Here is a 16,070-nt window from a genome sequence, read left to right on the forward strand (position 1 = left end):
TTAGCCATCTAAAGTTATACTTAGCGGTTACCTAATGCCTATCTTTCCCAACGGGTTAGCCTTCTGATAACCTGCCGCTTACCTGCTCCCAAGAGAAATCTGCCCTTATGGTTACGGGAAGGCACCTGCGCTAACTTTTCGCTGGTTACCTCAACTACTTCCTTGCGGGAGTCTGAGCTGGATGCCCGCCTAGATGGGTGCTGCATTCAGCCACTTCGCTCCATCCTTCGGGTATCAGCAGCATCTGCCTGCACTGGTACACCCCGTCGGCCGGTCCTCTGTTCTTGTTGCGTTGCCGGCTGCCGGCTGAGTATGCTGGTCGCCTGTAGGCGGGTTTCAACGCGGTTTCGTGCTCTTTCCTTCCACCTTTTCCACAACCACTTCCTTATGAAACAAACCCCCACCTCCCAACCAGCCGCGCACCGGGGCTGGCGAGCCGGCCTGCTTGGGGCTGCCGCTCTGCTGCTAACCGCTTGCGGGGCCTGCGAGGCCCAGGCCCCGCAAACGGCCGTGCAGCAGTACGGCCAGCTCAAGGTCAGCGGCAACAAAATCGTCGACAAAAACAACCAGCCCGTGAGTTTAGCCGGCAATAGCCTGTTTTGGTCGAACCCCGGCTGGGGGCCCTACAACGACTACTACAACGCCAACACCGTGGGCTGGCTTAAGAACAGCTGGAACGCCAAAATCGTCCGTATTGCTATGGGCGTAGAGGAAGGCGGGCAGGGTGGCCGACCTTATCTGTTCGACAAAGCCGCCAACCTGGCTAAAGTGCGCACCGTGGTAAATGCCTGCCTGGCCCAGGGAATCTATGTCATCATCGACTGGCATACCCACCACGCCGAAGACTACCAGGCTGAGGCCATCACGTTTTTCAAGCAGATGGCCACCGAGTTCGGCGACAAGCCCAACGTGATTTACGAGGTGTACAACGAGCCGCGGCCCGACGGCGCCACCGAGTGGAACAACGTCATCAAGCCCTACGCCGAAGCCGTGGCCGGGGCCATTCGTGCCATCGACCCCGACAACCTGATTATTGTGGGCACGCCGCTGTATTCGCAGCGCGTAGATCTGGCGGCCGATAATCCCATCACCAAGTACTCCAACATCGCCTACACCCTGCACTTCTACGCCGCCTTCCAGCCGCACCAGCAGCCGCTGATTGACATTGCGCAAAAGGCCCTCGACAAGGGAGTGGCCCTGTTTGTAACGGAGTGGGGAACCGTGCAGAACACCGGCGCCGGGGCGCCCGACCCGGTCTGGACGGAGAAATGGATGACTTTTTTGAAGAAGAACAGCATCAGCCACGCCAACTGGGCCATGGTGAATAAGGATGAGGGCGCTTCGGCCCTAGTGCCGGGCGCGCCCAACAGCGGGCCGTGGTCGGATAGCTACCTCACGGCTTCGGGCAAGCTGGTGAAAGGCTACATCCAGAACTGGAACGGCACGGCTACGCCCACGCCACCCACGCCGCAACCCCCAACCACGGGCAGCACCACGAAAGTGGAGGCCGAGAGCTACAACGCCATGAACGGCGTGCGCACCCAGCCCACCACCGACACCGGCGGCGGCCTGAACGTGGGTTACCTCGACGCCGGCGACTGGATGGCCTATACCATCACTGTGCCCACGGCCGGCACCTACCGCATCGACTACCGCGTGGCCAGCCTCAACGGTGGCGGCCGCATCAGCCTGGAGCAGAACTCGGGCACTACGTTCCTGGGAACCGTTACTGTGCCCAAAACCAATGGCTGGCAAACCTGGACCACTATTTCGCAGACCGTTACGCTGCAAGCTGGCCGCCAGGATATTGCCATCGGCGTGCCGGCCGGGGGCTACAATGTTAACTGGTGGAGCTTCACAAAGGTGAATTCCACCAACCGGGCAGCGTCGTCCGAATCGGTAGCTACGGCCAGCCAGCCAACGACGCTGGCGCTCTACCCCAACCCCACGCAGGAGCAGCTGACGGTAACGCTGCCCGCGGCCGATGGCACCCTGCAACTCACGGTGTTCAACGCGCAGGGCCGCGCGGTTATTAGCCGCGCGGTAGCCGGCCAACCGGGTGCCCAGCAGCTGCGGATGCCGATTGCAGCGCTGGAGCCCGGCTCGTATCTGGTGCAGGTTTCCGGTAGCGGTACCAGCCAGACATCCCGCTTCGTGATACAATAAGGCCAGTTACAAACCAAACCGGACAAGCAACGAGCCCCGTTTACCAGCTGGTAAACGGGGCTCGTTGCTTGTCCGCCGCCGAAAAAAGTTAGGGATAAGCGGCTTGTGCCAGAGCCGGTGCCCCCCGTAACCAGCGCAACTACCGCCGCCGAAGCAAAACCGCTCAGTTACTTTTAGCACAGTTCCTGGTTACTGCCTCATGTCCGAAAACCCCGAATCCCGCCGCGCCTACCACTCCAACGGCGACATCCGTCTGTTCAAGTTCATCGGTATTGGCCTTGGTTGCGCCTTCTTGGCGGGCCTGGTCTTGCTAAGCGTGGTGCTATATTTCAGTTTGTAAGCCGGATTTGCCCGATTTACTACCGCCGGGCGGGCTTGCGACTCTGGCCTTTCACCATCGAGCCAAAAGCACCTTTCTTCTCGAAGGCGGCTACCACCTCATCCTCGGCCGGGGTGCGCTTTACCACGGGATTGTTGGCCCAGAACTCGGGGTCGTAGGGTTTGGCGCGGATGTCGTCCAGGTCGCGGTCGGTGAGGCTAGCCTGGGCGTACGGCAGGCGCTGGGGCGTGGTGCTCTGGTCGTAGAAGTAGGTAAACGACGACACCTTGATGGCCAACGGTTCCTTACCCGGCTCGGTCAGGTCGGTGGTCAGGTCCATCTTCATCAGCTCCAGCGGGGCTATGCCGGCCTTGCCGCCGGACTTAAAGGCCATTTCGATGGTGAGTTTAGCATTGGTGAACTTCTGGCGCGGATTGCTGGTGCTGCCCGTGAAGCTGGGCTGCACCACCCGATAGCGCACCACTTGGTTGGTTTCCAAGTCGATCCAAACGGTGCCCTGAGACTGGTAGGCCAGCTCGGGGCGGGTTTCGAAGCTGATTTCGGCTACTCCGCCGGTCGAGTCTTCGCCCAGAATACCTTTGAGTTCGAGCAGGTAATTTTTCTCCACGTTGGAGCTGAACAGCGCCAGCGAGGTGGTGCTATCCTGCCGGATGTCGAACAGGCCGTAGCGGCGGGTGTACACCGAAAAGTTGCTCAGGCTGATGGGAGCCTGCACCCCGGCATAGCGGCCCTGCGCCAGCGTGGTGCCCTCGATGCGGGCCGGGTTCGACTTCACGTTCCAGACCACTTCCTGCAGTTCGGTGGGCTCGTCGTCGATGCGCGTAATCTGGCGGTAGAAGGCGCGGCCGTAGTAAGTGCGGCGGTAGTTGCGCGCCAGGTTGCGGAAAGCCCTGTCCACGAGCTGAAACGGGAAGCTCGCCACTTTCACTTCGGGCAGGGCCACGGCGGCCGAGGCCAGCGTGATATTCAGCGGCTGCGCCCCCGAGGTTACCCGCACCGTGTCGCGGATGTGGCCCAGCTCCGATACCAGCAGTTGCGCGGGCAGTTGCTTCACCACGAGCGTAAACTCGCCCTCGAGGTTGGTTGTGGTGCCGTTGGTAGTGCCCAGCACGGCAATGCTGGCGAAGGGCAGCACTTCCTGGGTTTCCCGGTCGCGCACTACGCCGCGCAGCTGCACCTGGGCCTGGCCGAGGTGCGCAAGGCCCAGTAGCACCAGCAGAAAAGTTAGAAAACGAATAGAATACAGCGGCAGACGAACAAAGGTCATAAGCAAAGCAGGAAAGAAAAGGCGGGTCAAAGTGGCCAGGAAACTGATAACGCGGGCCGCTTCCAAAACCGTGCCCGACGGCGTAAAAGTACGGCCAAAACCGAACCCTAAACGGTCGTTGCAGTTAAGTAATGGTATATTGGTTCGGTATTCGCCCCTGGCCGATGGGGGCCCGGTGCCAGTTTTTGGCCTGGCACCTGATGGGCGCATCCGCTGCCCGACAGCTTGCCAAACGAACCAATCGGCTCCGAAGAACGAATAATAACCCACAAGAAACGAAACCTCCTTCCGTATGATTAAGCGTGATTTCCTTAAAACCGGCCTGCTCACCGCCCTCGGGGCGCTGGTAAGCCCCGCCATGCTGGCTGCTGCTCACGACGAAAAGCTGCTGCGCGAAGCCCGCGCCACGCCCATCGCCGACGGCCCCTTCACCCTGCCGGCGCTGCCCTACGCATTCAATGCCCTGGAACCCCACATCGACGCCCGCACGATGGAAATCCACCACGATGCCCACCACAAGGGCTACGTAAGCAAGCTGAACGCGGCCGTAATGGGTACGCCAGCCGAAAAGTTGAGCTTGGCTGACTTGCTGGCATCTATGAGCAAGCAGCCCGAAGCTATCCGCAACAACGCTGGCGGCCACTGGAACCATTCGTTCTTCTGGCAGATTATGGCTCCAAAAGGTGGCGGACAGCCTACTGGTAACCTCAAAACGGCCATCGATAAGGATTTCGGTTCCTTCGACAAGTTCAGCGAGGAATTTACCAAGACCGCGGGCTCGCGCTTCGGCTCCGGCTGGGCCTGGCTGATAGTGGACAAGAAAACCGGCAAGCTGGCCGTCACCTCCACACCCAACCAGGACAACCCGCTTATGGACCTGCCCGGCATGCAGCGCGGCACCCCTGTGCTCGGCCTCGATGTGTGGGAGCATGCCTACTACCTCAAGCACCAGAACAAGCGCCCCGACTACATTGCTGCCTTCTGGAACGTCGTCAACTGGAGCGAAGCGGGTAGCCGCTACGATGCTGCCCGCAAAGGATAGCGAAGCTCTAAACTAAGTCAGGCAAGTAAAAAGGTCAAAGCGCACGGTGTGGGCTTTGACCTTTTTACTTGCCTGCCTCCGGAGGCTATTTATCCGCCACCACACCCAGGGCTTTATTCACCTCTAGGTCGAGGCGAACGAAAAGCTTTTGCAGGCCTTCTGGGCCGCCCTCATCTACGCGGACGCTCTTGGTGCCTTTGGCGGTAGTAATGCTCAGGATGGTAGAGGGCAAATCGACGGCCCCTTTGGAATACACGTCGCGTAGCTGGGAGAAGCCAATTTGGTCGGCTTCCCGCAACAGCTGTTGCACCACGGCCGGGTCGATTTTCACGGTCCGGTTGCCCTCCACGGGGGCATGCTTTCGGCCCTCATATTCCACGCGGCCGTCGGCGAAGAAGCGGGCCGTATAATCGGGGCAGGTGCCGAAGCAGGACGTGCGGCCAAAGGCCAGTACCGGCTCCTGCTGCTTGGGTAGCGGCGCAGCGACAGTTGTAGTAGTGGCAGGGGGCTGGGCGGCGGTGGCCGGCCGGCTGGCTTTGCAGGCGGGCAGCGAGGGTAGGCTCAGCACCAGTGTAAGCAGCGGGAGTAGTAGGGGAGTACGCATGGGACGGGGGAGAGACAAGGGAGAAAACCGGGTCAATATAGCAATTCGCCAATGCCAAAGTTCGGGCCAGAAGCTACCAAAAAGCCCCGCGACCCTAACGGGCGCGGGGCTTTTTGGGAAGTGCATTAACTGCTAAACCTTACGAGCGGCGGGTTTTGCGCGGTTTTTTGGGGTTCGTTACGTCGTCGGCGCCGGTGCCGGGCTCGGCTTCGTCGGCGTCGTCATTGTTGGTGGCCAGCTTCTTGCTGCCGGCGGCTTTGGGCTGGGCGTCGCGCTCCTGGGCGGCCTTCATGGCATCGGCCAGGCGGGCCGAGAAGCCACTGGGCTTCTTGTCCTTGTTTTTCACCTTGTTGGCTTCGAGCTTGGCCCGCACCTTGTCGTCATCCACGAATCGGCGGGTAATAGCCTGCTGAGCCATAGTCACGAGGTTGGAAACCAGGTAGTACCAGGTCAGGCCGGCGGCGAAGCTATTGAGCACAAAGAAGAAAATCAGCGGCATCAGGTAGCTGTAGAACTTCATCGGGCCCTGCATGGCCGAAGGGTTGTTCTGGTTGGTCTGGTAAGTCATGCCCAGCGTCGAAAGCGTCATGAGCACCGTGAACAGGCTGATGTGGTTGCCCATGAAGGGCAGGGCGAAGGGCAGGATAATCGGGTTGTCGTAGGTGCTCAGGTCGCGCGCCCACAGAAACGGTTCCTGCCGCAGCTCAATGGCGTTGGGGAAGAACTGGAACATGGCAAACAGAATCGGCAGCGTGAGCAGCGTCGGCACACAGCCACTCAGCGGATTAACGCCCATGCTCGTGTTGAGCTTCATGGTTTCCTGCTGCTGCTTCACTTGGTCATCCGGATACTTCTCCTTGATGGCGTCGATTTCCGGCTTGAGCACCTTCATCTTGGCCTGGCTCTCGTAGGTTTTGTAGGTCAGGGGCCAAGTAACGAGCTTAATGAGCACGACCAGCAGCACGATAATCAGGCCGTAGGAGGCGATGTACTGCTGCAGAAAGTGGAACACCGGCAGCACCACGAAGCGGTTCACCCAGCGGAACAGGCCCCAGCCCAGGGACACGTTGCGGTCGAATTCGGGCGTCACTGTCTGGAGCAAATCCAACGAGTTCGGACCAAAGAAGAAGCGGTAGTTGGCCTTGCCCTGCTGCACATCCGTCACCGGAATCTTGAGCGTGGTGCTCAGCGTCTTGAGGTAGGTCGAGTCGTTGAGGTCCACCGTCGAGTTGAGCTGGCCCGAGCTGAACGCGTTATCGGCAATGATGCCGGCAACGAAGAAGTTGTGCTTGTGGGCGGCCCACTTCAGGGGCTCCTCCACCTCAATTTCTTCGGGCTTCTCGCTGGCCTCGAACAGGACCGTGTGGTCGCCCGACACGAGGTAGCGGTTGATGGTGGTGTGGTTGCGGTTCTGGGTGCGGTCCTGCTCGGTCTGGCGCACATTGTCCACAAACGTGAACGTGAGCGGCTCCTGGGCCAGCGTCTGGTTCAGGCCATTAAAGCGCAGCTGGTAGCCCACCTCGTACGACTCGGGCGCCAGCGTGTAGGTCTGCTCAATCTGCCCGCCGGCCACGTCGGCCACGAAGCGCACGGTCGTGTCGCCCTGGGGCTCGGCCCGGAAGTAGAGGTCGGAAAGCTTCACCTGCTGACCGCCAATGGTGCGGAAGCGCAAATCCATCTTGGCGCTCTGGGCATCGAAAATATCGAGCGGCTGGCCGCCGAAGGTTTTGTACTTGTGCAGGCGCGCGGCCTGGGGTTGGCCGCCCTTCGAGGAGAAGGTAACCGTCAGCAGCTTGTTGCTAAGCTCCATCGTCTGGGCCGTTCCCTGAGCGGCGGCGGCAAACGAACCGAGCTGCTTCGCCAGCTGCGCCGAATCGGGCGCAACGGGCGCGGCGGCGCGGGCCGAGTCGATGCCCGCAGTGGCCGACTTGGTGGTTTTGGCCAGCTCGACGGCAGCGGGCTCGGGTTTAGGCGCGAACTGAAGGTAAATCAGAAGCAAGGCCGCCATCAAAAACAGGCCGATTGCTGAATTTCTGTCCATCTACTAAAAGGTGTGCGGAACCGCGCCGGGGCGCCTCCAACGAAAAATAAAGAGCCGGGCGCCAGCCAAATGCCGCCACCCGGCCGCAAAGGTCGGACTTACGCGCCGAATATTTTTCGGCGGAGGATTTTTGAGTTGAAATTGGGTAGGATAGAGAACCGGTAGACAGATGCTGAGGCTACAGGAACGTCATGCTGAGCTTGTCGAAGCATCTCTACCGCTTCGTTGAGCAAATTCTAACGAAGCGGTAGAGATGCTTCGACAAGCTCGGCATGACGTTCTTCTCTGCCCAAACTTACCCGCATTAATTCCCTATAACCCCTTCCGGTACTGAATAGCCGCTTTCACGAAGCGCACGAACAGCGGGTGCGGGTTCTGGACGGTGCTTTTCAGCTCAGGATGAAACTGCCCGGCCACGAACCACGGATGGTCCGCCAACTCGATTACCTCCACGAGGCCGGTTTCGGGGTTGCGGCCGGTAGCTAGCATCCCGGCTGCCTCGAAACGTGTCAGGTAGTCGTTGTTGAACTCGTAGCGGTGGCGGTGCCGCTCGCTGATGTGGTTGCGGCCGTAGGCTTTGGCCGCCTTCGAACCCCGCCGCAATTCGCAGTCATAAGCCCCCAGGCGCATGGTGCCACCTTTCTGAGTAACGGTTTTCTGCTCCTCCATCATGGCAATAACCGGTTCGGCCGTCTGCGCATCCATCTCGGTAGATGACGCTTCTTTCAGCCCCAGTACGTTGCGGGCAAATTCCACCACTGCCACCTGCATGCCCAGACAGATGCCGAAAAATGGGATGCCGTTCTCGCGCACGTACTGCACAGCGGCAATTTTGCCCTCGAAGCCCCGCTCGCCAAAACCGGGCGCCACCAACACACCGTGTACCCCAGCCAGCTGCTGGGCCACGTTGTCGGCCGTCAGGTTGTCGCTCTGGATGCTGCGCACCGTCACCTTACACTCGTTCTGGGCCCCGGCATGAATGAACGACTCGATGATAGACTTGTAGGCGTCGGGTAGCTCCACGTACTTACCCACCAGCGCAATCGTTACTTCCTCAGTTGGGTTCTTGAGGCGCCCCAAAAAGTCCTTCCAGGCCTCCAAATCGGGCTGGGCCGCGCCGCCTTTCAAGTTGAGCTTCTTGATAACGCGCTCATCCAAGTGCTCCTTGAGCATGAGCAGCGGCACCGAATAGATGCTGTCGGCGTCGAGGCTCTCGATAACCGAGTTGATGTGGACGTTGCAGAACAGCGCAATTTTGCGGCGCATCTCGGCCGGAATCGGATACTCGGAGCGACACACCAGAATGTCGGGCTGCAGACCGGCACTGCGCAAGTCGCGCACCGAGTGCTGGGTAGGCTTGGTTTTCAGTTCGCCGGCCGCTTTCAGGTAGGGCAGCAGCGTGAGGTGGATAACCAGCGTGCTGCTCTCGGGCAGGTCCCAGCGCAACTGCCGCACCGACTCCACAAAGGGCAGGCTCTCAATGTCACCAATCGAGCCCCCGATTTCGGTAATTACCACGTCGAACTGGCCGGTCTGGCCCAGCAGCAGCATGCGCCGCTTGATTTCGTCGGTGATGTGGGGCACTACCTGCACGGTTTTGCCCAGGTAGGCACCCTCGCGCTCCTTGGTAATCACGTGGTCGTAGATGCGGCCGGTCGTGACGTTGTTGGCCTGCGAGGTGGGCACGTTCAGAAACCGCTCGTAGTGGCCCAGGTCGAGGTCGGTTTCAGCCCCGTCGTCGGTCACGTAACATTCGCCGTGCTCGTAGGGGTTGAGCGTGCCGGGGTCGATGTTGATGTAGGGGTCGAACTTTTGGATGGTGACCCTAAAGCCCCGGGCCTGCAGCAGCTTGGCCAGCGAGGCCGAGATGATGCCCTTACCCAGGGAGGAAGTAACGCCGCCCGTTACAAAAATGTACTTGGCCGTTGGCGCCGCGGAAGTGGAATTTCGGTCTGGCATAACGGGAAACAAAGGTAGAGGTTAGATTGAATATCCAACCGGCAGCACCGGAAAGGGCCTTTATAGGTTGGCTCTTCAGATGGCTTTATCTCCGGCCGCTGGCCGTTGCAAAGGAGTTATTTTAGGTTATGAGGTGACAGACGGGCTTCTTTCACACCTCAACTAAACCTACCGCTGCTCTAGCGATACGCCGATTACCTCCTGCACCGGGCCAGTGCTCAACAGTTGCTGGCGCAACGTGTCGGCGGCCTGCTCCAGTTGGGGTCGAATCTGGTCGAGGGCCAGGCGCAGGCCCTGCACGTCGGCAAGGCGCGAGGCCTGGCCCTGGTCGTAGCCGTGGTACATGGCCACGCGCACCTTGCTGCGGCCGCGGCCGGAATAGGTGCCAATGGTTTCGCCCCGGGCATCAATAATCTGCACCTCTGCCTGCACCTCGGTGCGGTACCACTCCAGCGGAATACCCAGCAGGCTAGGCGTCATCAGCGTCAGCATCTGGAAAATTTGCAGCACGCGGCCCGTGCTCTGTTGGTTGGCCTGGGTGATCTGCAGCTTGGCGTAGCCGTACTGCACGCTGTCGAGGCCCACGTCGAGGCCCGTTGCAGCCGGCTCGGCCAAGTGGTAAGACAGTTCCTGCCGGAATACCTTGTTCGGGTCTTCGGGGTAGCCGTCTTCCGAGTTGGTACTGAGCGGGCCCGCATCCACGACGGACTCCAGCTTGGGCAGCGTACCCACGGCCACCGAGCTATTCGACCGGATGGTGTGGAATACGGCTTTCTCAGTTGATTTACAGCCGCTCAGGCTCAAAGCGGCCAGACATAGGATAACGCTGCTACGGTACAAATTCTGCATACGCTGTTTATTCAGGAAGCTGTTAGTCAGATAGAAATACAAAAATACGGGGAAAGCCAGGGAAAAGGATTTTCCTGTCTCTGTAAAATTAAGTACTCAGTAGCACTCACTTAACAAAAAATAGAACTGCCCCCGGATAATTTAGCCTGCCTTGTTTTAGGATAAAAAAAAGACCTGCCAGTGCAATACCGGCAGGTCCTCTGGTAATAGTCAGTGCATCTTTCAGCTGACAGTTAAATAACTCGGGTTGCGGTAGGGGCGGGGCTTAGCTTCGCTGTCCTCCGGTTGTTCCCGCCCCTACGTCGTGCTGACCTGCTCAATTAATGTCCGTGTTGCACTAATGCGCTGTCGGCTTCGGCCAGGTCATCAATCGGGTCGGGGGCCACGTAGTTGTCGATGAACTCGCCTTCCCAGCGGGCTACTACGGCCGAGGCCAGGCAGTTGCCGGCCACGTTTACGGCTGTGCGGGCCATGTCCATGAGGGCGTCAATACCCAAAATGATGAAAACGGGCCAAGCCGGCAGGTTGAATGAGGCCACCGTAGCCAGCAGAATAACGAGTGAGGCGCGGGGCACGCCGGCCACGCCCTTGCTGGTGAGCATGAGCGTAAATACCATCACCAACTGCTGGCCCCAACTCAGGTCGACGCCCGCGGCCTGGGCCACAAACACGGCCGCCAGCGAGAGGTAGAGCGTGGTGCCATCGAGGTTGAACGAGTAGCCGGTCGGCATCACGAAGGCCACAATGCGGCGCGGGACGCCCACGCTTTCCATCGCCTCCATGGCCCGCGGCAAAGCGGCTTCCGATGAGGTAGTGGCAAAGGCAATGCTCACGGGCTCGGCAATGGCTTTCACGATGCGCATCACGGGCAGTCGCGCAAGCAAGGCTACCGGCAGTAGCACGGCGAATATGAATACAATGAGGGCTCCATAAAGCGTGAGTAACAGCTTAAAGGCGTTGAACAGCGGCGCGAAGCCCATTTTGCCCACCGTGTAGGCAATGGCGCCACCCACCCCGATAGGAGCGAAGTACATCACCACGTTGGTGAACTTGAACATCACCTCCGACAGGCTCTCGGTAACCGTGAGCAGGGGCTGGCGGTGGCGCTGGTGTACCATGGCCAGACCAATGGCGAAAATAATGGCAAACACCACCACCTGCAGCACCTCGCCGTTGGCCACCGACTTGGCAATGTTTTCGGGGAAGATGTGCAGGATAATGTCGCTGGTGGTCTGCTCCACGGTCTGCAGCTGCTCCGTGTCGGCGGCAATGCCGGTGCGGTCGATACCGGCGCCCGCCTTGGTTAAGTTGATGGCCGCCAAGCCGATGAACAGGGCGAAAGTGGTAACGACCTCAAAGTACACCAAGGCCTTGATGCCCATGCGGCCCACCTGCTTAAGGTCGGCGTGGCCGGCAATGCCCACGACGAGCGTGGCAAAAACCAGCGGCGCAATAATGGTTTTCACGAGGCGCAGGAAAACGTCGCTCAGCACCTTCAGGTTCACGGCCATGGCCGGGAAGTCGTTGCCAATCTCAGCGCCCACGAACATGCTGATGACTATCCAGAACGTGAGCGAGCGGCGCTTCCAGGCGGCCCAGGTGAGGGCGGCCAGAAACAGCCAGCGAGCGGCCAGCGCCACGGTGGGGTCGAGCAGGGCTGGGGTGCGGCTGGCCAGCACCGTGAGGCCGGCGGCCAGCACGAACAAAACGAGAACCAGGAGCGTGAGTCGGGATATTTTCATGCGGTGTAGGGGCGCGGAGCACGCGCCCGCCGGTTTGGTGGGAGTAGAGGTGGAGCGCAGTAATCGTTGCTGCCTGCAAAAGCAGCATCCGACAAATATAGGCGGCCCGGCCCAAGAACCGCGGCCGAACCCTTAGCTTAGCCCGCGGCTTACCCACTATCCGGCCGCTTCGCCCCATGCTCACCTGGACGCTCACGCCCCTGCAGTTGCCGCTGCGCTTCACCTGGAAAATTGCCCGCAACGCTTCCACCACCAAAACCAACCTGCTGCTGCAAGTAAGCGGCGGCGGCCACACTGGTCGGGGCGAAGCAGCGCCCAACATCCGCTACCACGAAACGCCCGAGGGCCTGCAGGAGCAATTCGGCCAGTTGTTGGCCGCCGGCCTCGGCCACTGCGAAACGCTCGCTGAGCTGACTCATTTCCTGGCCCGGTATAAGCCCGCGGCCGCCCTCCGCTTCGCCCTCGAATCGGCCTTCATACACCGCGAGGTAGCCCGACTGGAACAATCCGTGCCCGCGTTTCTGGGGGTGTCTGCCCCGGCCGGGCCAGTGCCTACGGCCGCCACGCTGCCCATTATGGAGCCGGGGGAAGTGGCCGGTTTTGTGCGCGCGCAGGGCCTGAGCCGGTTTCCGCTGCTGAAAATAAAGGTGAACCGTGCCGGCGCCCTCGACCTGCTGCGCGAAGTAACGCGCCTGCTGCCCGGCCACCCGTTGCTCATCGACGGCAACGAAGCCTGGCCCGACGCCGACAGCCTGCGCCAAAGCTGGGAGCAAATCCAGCGCCTGCCCGGCCTGCGCGTGCGCCTGCTCGAACAGCCCCTGCCCGCCACCTGCGCCGCCGACTACCGCGCCCTCAAAGGCCGGCTTGGCTGTCCCGTTTTCGCCGACGAGTCGGTTACTGATGGGGCCGACTTTGCCGATATCGCCCGGCAGTTCGATGGCGTGAACATGAAGCTGATGAAAGCTGGCGGCTACGGCAACGGCCTGCGCATTCTGCGCGAAACCCGCGCCCAGGGCCTGCAAACCATGCTCGGCTGCATGGTCGAAACCTCGCTCGGTATCTGGTCGGCTCTGCAAATTAGCGCCTTGGCCGACGTTTGCGACCTCGACGGCTTCCTGATTGTGCGCGACGAGCCTTTCGGCATGGTGCGGGAAGAAGGCGGGATGCTAGCGGCGGCGAAGAAAGAATAAACGTAAAAACGTCCTTCAGAGCATGTGGCGTATGAATCCACATGCTCTGAAGGACGTTCAATTTGCTTGCCTCACTGCTACTTCAGTTTGGCATCAATGGCCTGAATCTGGCTGTCCAGGGCCGAAGTATCGGCGGTTTTGCTGCCGCTGCTGAGCAGGCTGATTTTCTGGTTGAGCAGGCCGATCTTCTGCGCCATAAGGCCGATTTTATCGTTCATCTCGTTCAGGCGAGCCTCCATGGCGGCGGCATTGCCGGGGGCCGGGCGTGGGTCGGTGTAGGTGCTGAACTCGGCGGTAGCGGGCACCGAATTGTCGCCGCGGGCCTGGGCCGCGCTGGCTGGCGAGCCGAACACGATGTCGCCGTTGGGCCGCACGTAGTCGCCATCCTTGAGCGTGGTGATTTTACCGCCGGGCAGCTCCACGATGCCGTTTTTGTAATTGATTTTGGTGCCGTTGCTCAGCAGCACATTTTTGGTCAGGGGCGTGGGGCGTTTGCCTCTTACGAGCACCACTTCGCCGTTTTGCAGCATGAATCGGTCGGAGGGCGATGTTTCGATGGGACCGGCCACCTCGGCGGCGGGCCGCGACTGGGCCTGCAGCAACGGCGCAGCGGCCAGGCTCAGCATTAGAGCGCAGAGTATTTTTTTCATGGGAGAGTAAAGTTACGTCGGGGAATGCAGCTACTTACGGCGTTTGAGCTGCCGCGTTGGGGCACGAAGGCGCGGTTGTTGTCTGCTCCGTTTCGGTAAGTAAAAGGAACTCCCGTGGATTATTAAATGTATGTACATATATTTGTCGCCAGTTCCGCTAGTTCCTATTGCCCATGAAGATTGAGGACGAAATCAAGCAAGCCGCTTTCCGCGACGATTATCAGAAGGCGCACGTCAACCTGATTTTCACGGCCAACTGGCTGCAGCAGCAGCAAAGTGGCTTTTTCAAGCAGTTTGGCCTCACGTTGCCCCAGTTCAACATCCTCCGCATTCTGCGCGGCCAGCACCCGCGGCCCGCAACCGTCAACCTGCTCATTGAGCGCATGCTCGACAAAACCAGTAATGCTTCGCGCATCGTCGATAAGCTTGAAGCCAAGCAGTTGGTAACGCGCCGCGTGTGCCCCAGCAACCGGCGGGCCGTTGATATCCGCATCAGCGAAGATGGCTTGGCGCTGCTTGGCCGCCTCGATGCGGCTATGGCCAGCCAGCAGTTCGGGGTGCAAAACCTCACGCTTGCCGAAGCCGCCCAACTCAGCGGTCTACTCGATAAAATCCGCGACTAGCGGCTGTTTTCAACCGCACATTTACTCTTTTCACTTCTTGTTTTTTGTCATGAAAAAATTCTTCCTGCCCGTACTGCTGGCCGCTTCGCTGCTAGCCGCCGCTCCGGCCTCGGCCCAGAAAAAAGCCAACTCGACCCAAACGGCTACTTCGGCCGCCTACAGTCTGCAGCCGCAGCTAAGCACGCTGGGCTGGGAGGGTAAAAAAGTAACTGGTGCCCACAACGGTACCATGCAGTTCCAGAGCGGCAATATTGCCGTGCGTGGCAGCCAGGTAGTAGGCGGAAAATTCGTGGTCGACATGAATTCGCTGAAAGTGGAAGACCTGAAGGATGCCGATTCCAACGGCAAGCTGGTGGGGCACCTGCGTTCCGAGGATTTCTTCAGCATTGATAAGAACGCTACCTCCACCTTCACCATCACCAGCATCACGCCGCTGCGGGGCGATGCCAAGGGCAACAACTCCACCGTAACCGGCGACCTCACCATCAAGGGCATCACCCAGCGCATCAGCTTCCCGGCCAAAACCGGCGTGAAAGGCGGTGTGGCCTCGGCTACCGGCGTGGCGACCATCGACCGCACCAAGTTCGACATCAAGTACGGCTCGAAGTCGTTCTTCGAAAGCATCGGCGACAAAGCCATCATGGACGAGTTTACGCTCAGCTTCAACGTAATTGCCAAGAAGTAAACTGGTGCTTTGGGCTTACTAAAAAGCGCCCGCAGCAGCCAGCTAAAAGGCCCCATAACTATAGTTGTGGGGCCTTTTGTATTAATCGGGCGGCTTATTTTAGACGGCTCTGGCGGCGGAGCATCTGCTGGTTCAGGGCCTCGGTAAGGGCCAAATCGGGTTGCCGAACTGGTGGGGTGCGGAGGTTCCGTAAATCGAAGCGCAGCCAGTACGGGCCATCGGCGTGGGTGAACTGGCCGTTGCGGTCGGTATCGGGCCGCACTTCGACCAGCAGCAAGCTGGTACGCGGCAGGCTGGTGCGCGGCAGGATATAGCGCGAGCCCAACTGGGTGCCATCGGGCGTGAGCTGGTGGAGCTGTTGGCCGCTGCGGTCGGAAACGAACAAGGCACTGGCATCGGCCGCGTCCTGGGTGCCGTCGCGGTTGGTATCGGCTTTGATGAGCGAGTAGAACAAGTAGGGCCAACGAGCGTCGGGCTTGCTGGCGGCATCTATTTCCGTTAGCACGAAGCGGCCGTGGGGTAACAGGGCGCGCTGCTGGCCGGTATCTTTCTGGAAGAACAGCACATTGTAGCAGGTGCCTTCGATGTTGCCGGACCCGTTTTCATAGCCGTCGTAAGAGCCACTGGAAAACAGCTTGCTCCGACCAGCCTTTTCCAGCGGTACCACCGAAACGGGGAGGTAATAGAACCCGGTGCTGTCGAGGTCGACGGGAGAATTGTAGTGGACCCGGAACTGCTGGCCCGCCTGCCGCAGGGCTACTGTATCGGGGGCGGCGCTGGCTGTTGGCGAATTGGCCGCAACGGGGCGGCCCGAGCCATCGGGCGAGCAGGCCGCCAGAACAGATAGGATAAATGCGGCGGGCAGGAAGCGGAATGAAAGCATCGACTGGCTATTTTTCCGCAAGAAAATCT

Annotated in this window: 14 protein-coding genes; 6 read left to right on the top strand and 8 right to left on the bottom strand. The window is 60.1% G+C overall.

All coding sequences use genetic code 11. The features are described from left to right. Positions 1 to 387 precede the first annotated feature (387 nt). Together BLW21_RS00080 and BLW21_RS21420 are read left to right on the top strand one after the other, a co-directional pair. Positions 388 to 2,166, top strand: coding sequence for a cellulase family glycosylhydrolase (locus BLW21_RS00080; protein ID WP_092736625.1), 1,779 nt, complete (start codon positions 388 to 390; stop codon positions 2,164 to 2,166). A gap of 199 nt (positions 2,167 to 2,365) precedes the next feature. Then, on the top strand, positions 2,366 to 2,506 hold the full coding sequence (locus tag BLW21_RS21420) for a hypothetical protein (protein ID WP_175470798.1): 141 nt from the start codon (positions 2,366 to 2,368) through the stop codon (positions 2,504 to 2,506). Positions 2,507 to 2,525: 19 nt separating this feature from the next. Here the strand turns inward: BLW21_RS21420 and BLW21_RS00085 are convergent, their stop codons facing one another. Further along, on the bottom strand, positions 2,526 to 3,773 hold the full coding sequence (locus BLW21_RS00085) for a carboxypeptidase-like regulatory domain-containing protein (RefSeq protein ID WP_175470799.1): 1,248 nt from the start codon (positions 3,771 to 3,773) through the stop codon (positions 2,526 to 2,528). Positions 3,774 to 4,065: 292 nt separating this feature from the next. Here BLW21_RS00085 and BLW21_RS00090 point away from each other — a divergent pair, with 292 nt between their 5' ends. Beyond that, entirely contained in the window at positions 4,066 to 4,815 is a 750-nt protein-coding gene (locus BLW21_RS00090; RefSeq protein WP_092736629.1) for a superoxide dismutase, read from the top strand. 85 nt (positions 4,816 to 4,900) lie between these two features. Here the strand turns inward: BLW21_RS00090 and BLW21_RS00095 are convergent, their stop codons facing one another. From BLW21_RS00095 to BLW21_RS00115, 5 genes are all read right to left on the bottom strand, one after another. After that, a complete protein-coding gene (locus tag BLW21_RS00095) occupies positions 4,901 to 5,419 on the bottom strand; it encodes a DUF6438 domain-containing protein (RefSeq protein ID WP_092736631.1) in 519 nt (172 codons plus the stop codon). Positions 5,420 to 5,558: 139 nt separating this feature from the next. Next, on the bottom strand, positions 5,559 to 7,460 hold the full coding sequence (yidC, locus tag BLW21_RS00100; protein WP_092736633.1) for a membrane protein insertase YidC: 1,902 nt from the start codon (positions 7,458 to 7,460) through the stop codon (positions 5,559 to 5,561). Positions 7,461 to 7,772: 312 nt separating this feature from the next. Continuing rightward, positions 7,773 to 9,419, bottom strand: coding sequence for a CTP synthase (locus tag BLW21_RS00105; protein WP_092736635.1), 1,647 nt, complete (start codon positions 9,417 to 9,419; stop codon positions 7,773 to 7,775). Positions 9,420 to 9,587: 168 nt separating this feature from the next. Further along, complete coding sequence (locus BLW21_RS00110) at positions 9,588 to 10,268, bottom strand: hypothetical protein (protein ID WP_139255024.1); 681 nt, start codon at positions 10,266 to 10,268, stop codon at positions 9,588 to 9,590. A gap of 320 nt (positions 10,269 to 10,588) precedes the next feature. After that, positions 10,589 to 12,010, bottom strand: coding sequence for a dicarboxylate/amino acid:cation symporter (locus BLW21_RS00115; RefSeq protein ID WP_092736639.1), 1,422 nt, complete (start codon positions 12,008 to 12,010; stop codon positions 10,589 to 10,591). A gap of 176 nt (positions 12,011 to 12,186) precedes the next feature. Between BLW21_RS00115 and BLW21_RS00120 the strand changes: the two genes are divergently transcribed. Next, positions 12,187 to 13,200 carry an enolase C-terminal domain-like protein gene (locus BLW21_RS00120; RefSeq protein WP_092736641.1) on the top strand — a complete coding sequence of 338 codons (1,014 nt, stop codon included), beginning with the start codon at positions 12,187 to 12,189 and terminating at the stop codon, positions 13,198 to 13,200. Positions 13,201 to 13,277: 77 nt separating this feature from the next. Here BLW21_RS00120 and BLW21_RS00125 read toward each other — a convergent pair whose 3' ends face one another. After that, on the bottom strand, positions 13,278 to 13,850 hold the full coding sequence (locus tag BLW21_RS00125; protein WP_139255025.1) for a DUF6799 domain-containing protein: 573 nt from the start codon (positions 13,848 to 13,850) through the stop codon (positions 13,278 to 13,280). 173 nt (positions 13,851 to 14,023) lie between these two features. Between BLW21_RS00125 and BLW21_RS00130 the strand changes: the two genes are divergently transcribed. Then, positions 14,024 to 14,473, top strand: coding sequence for a MarR family winged helix-turn-helix transcriptional regulator (locus tag BLW21_RS00130; RefSeq protein ID WP_092736645.1), 450 nt, complete (start codon positions 14,024 to 14,026; stop codon positions 14,471 to 14,473). A gap of 49 nt (positions 14,474 to 14,522) precedes the next feature. Next, a complete protein-coding gene (locus BLW21_RS00135; protein WP_092736647.1) occupies positions 14,523 to 15,158 on the top strand; it encodes a YceI family protein in 636 nt (211 codons plus the stop codon). A gap of 94 nt (positions 15,159 to 15,252) precedes the next feature. Here the strand turns inward: BLW21_RS00135 and BLW21_RS00140 are convergent, their stop codons facing one another. Beyond that, positions 15,253 to 16,041 (bottom strand): hypothetical protein, encoded by a 789-nt coding sequence (locus BLW21_RS00140; protein ID WP_092736649.1) that lies wholly within the window; start codon positions 16,039 to 16,041, stop codon positions 15,253 to 15,255. Positions 16,042 to 16,070 lie beyond the last annotated feature (29 nt).

The sequence above is a fragment of the Hymenobacter psychrophilus genome, assembly GCF_900107135.1.
GTDB lineage: Bacteria > Bacteroidota > Bacteroidia > Cytophagales > Hymenobacteraceae > Hymenobacter > Hymenobacter psychrophilus.

Excerpts from the sequence above, each read along its gene's own strand:
- BLW21_RS21420 (WP_175470798.1), top strand. The coding sequence starts at position 2,366 with ATGTCCGAAAACCCCGAATCCCGCCGCGCCTACCACTCCAACGGCGAC.
- BLW21_RS00080 (WP_092736625.1), top strand. The coding sequence starts at position 388 with ATGAAACAAACCCCCACCTCCCAACCAGCCGCGCACCGGGGCTGGCGA.
- BLW21_RS00135 (WP_092736647.1), top strand. The coding sequence starts at position 14,523 with ATGAAAAAATTCTTCCTGCCCGTACTGCTGGCCGCTTCGCTGCTAGCC.
- BLW21_RS00130 (WP_092736645.1), top strand. The coding sequence starts at position 14,024 with ATGAAGATTGAGGACGAAATCAAGCAAGCCGCTTTCCGCGACGATTAT.
- BLW21_RS00090 (WP_092736629.1), top strand. The coding sequence starts at position 4,066 with ATGATTAAGCGTGATTTCCTTAAAACCGGCCTGCTCACCGCCCTCGGG.
- BLW21_RS00120 (WP_092736641.1), top strand. The coding sequence starts at position 12,187 with ATGCTCACCTGGACGCTCACGCCCCTGCAGTTGCCGCTGCGCTTCACC.
- BLW21_RS00085 (WP_175470799.1), bottom strand. The coding sequence starts at position 3,773 with ATGACCTTTGTTCGTCTGCCGCTGTATTCTATTCGTTTTCTAACTTTT.
- BLW21_RS00095 (WP_092736631.1), bottom strand. The coding sequence starts at position 5,419 with ATGCGTACTCCCCTACTACTCCCGCTGCTTACACTGGTGCTGAGCCTA.
- yidC (WP_092736633.1), bottom strand. The coding sequence starts at position 7,460 with ATGGACAGAAATTCAGCAATCGGCCTGTTTTTGATGGCGGCCTTGCTT.
- BLW21_RS00125 (WP_139255025.1), bottom strand. The coding sequence starts at position 13,850 with ATGAAAAAAATACTCTGCGCTCTAATGCTGAGCCTGGCCGCTGCGCCG.
- BLW21_RS00140 (WP_092736649.1), bottom strand. The coding sequence starts at position 16,041 with ATGCTTTCATTCCGCTTCCTGCCCGCCGCATTTATCCTATCTGTTCTG.
- BLW21_RS00115 (WP_092736639.1), bottom strand. The coding sequence starts at position 12,010 with ATGAAAATATCCCGACTCACGCTCCTGGTTCTCGTTTTGTTCGTGCTG.
- BLW21_RS00110 (WP_139255024.1), bottom strand. The coding sequence starts at position 10,268 with ATGCAGAATTTGTACCGTAGCAGCGTTATCCTATGTCTGGCCGCTTTG.
- BLW21_RS00105 (WP_092736635.1), bottom strand. The coding sequence starts at position 9,419 with ATGCCAGACCGAAATTCCACTTCCGCGGCGCCAACGGCCAAGTACATT.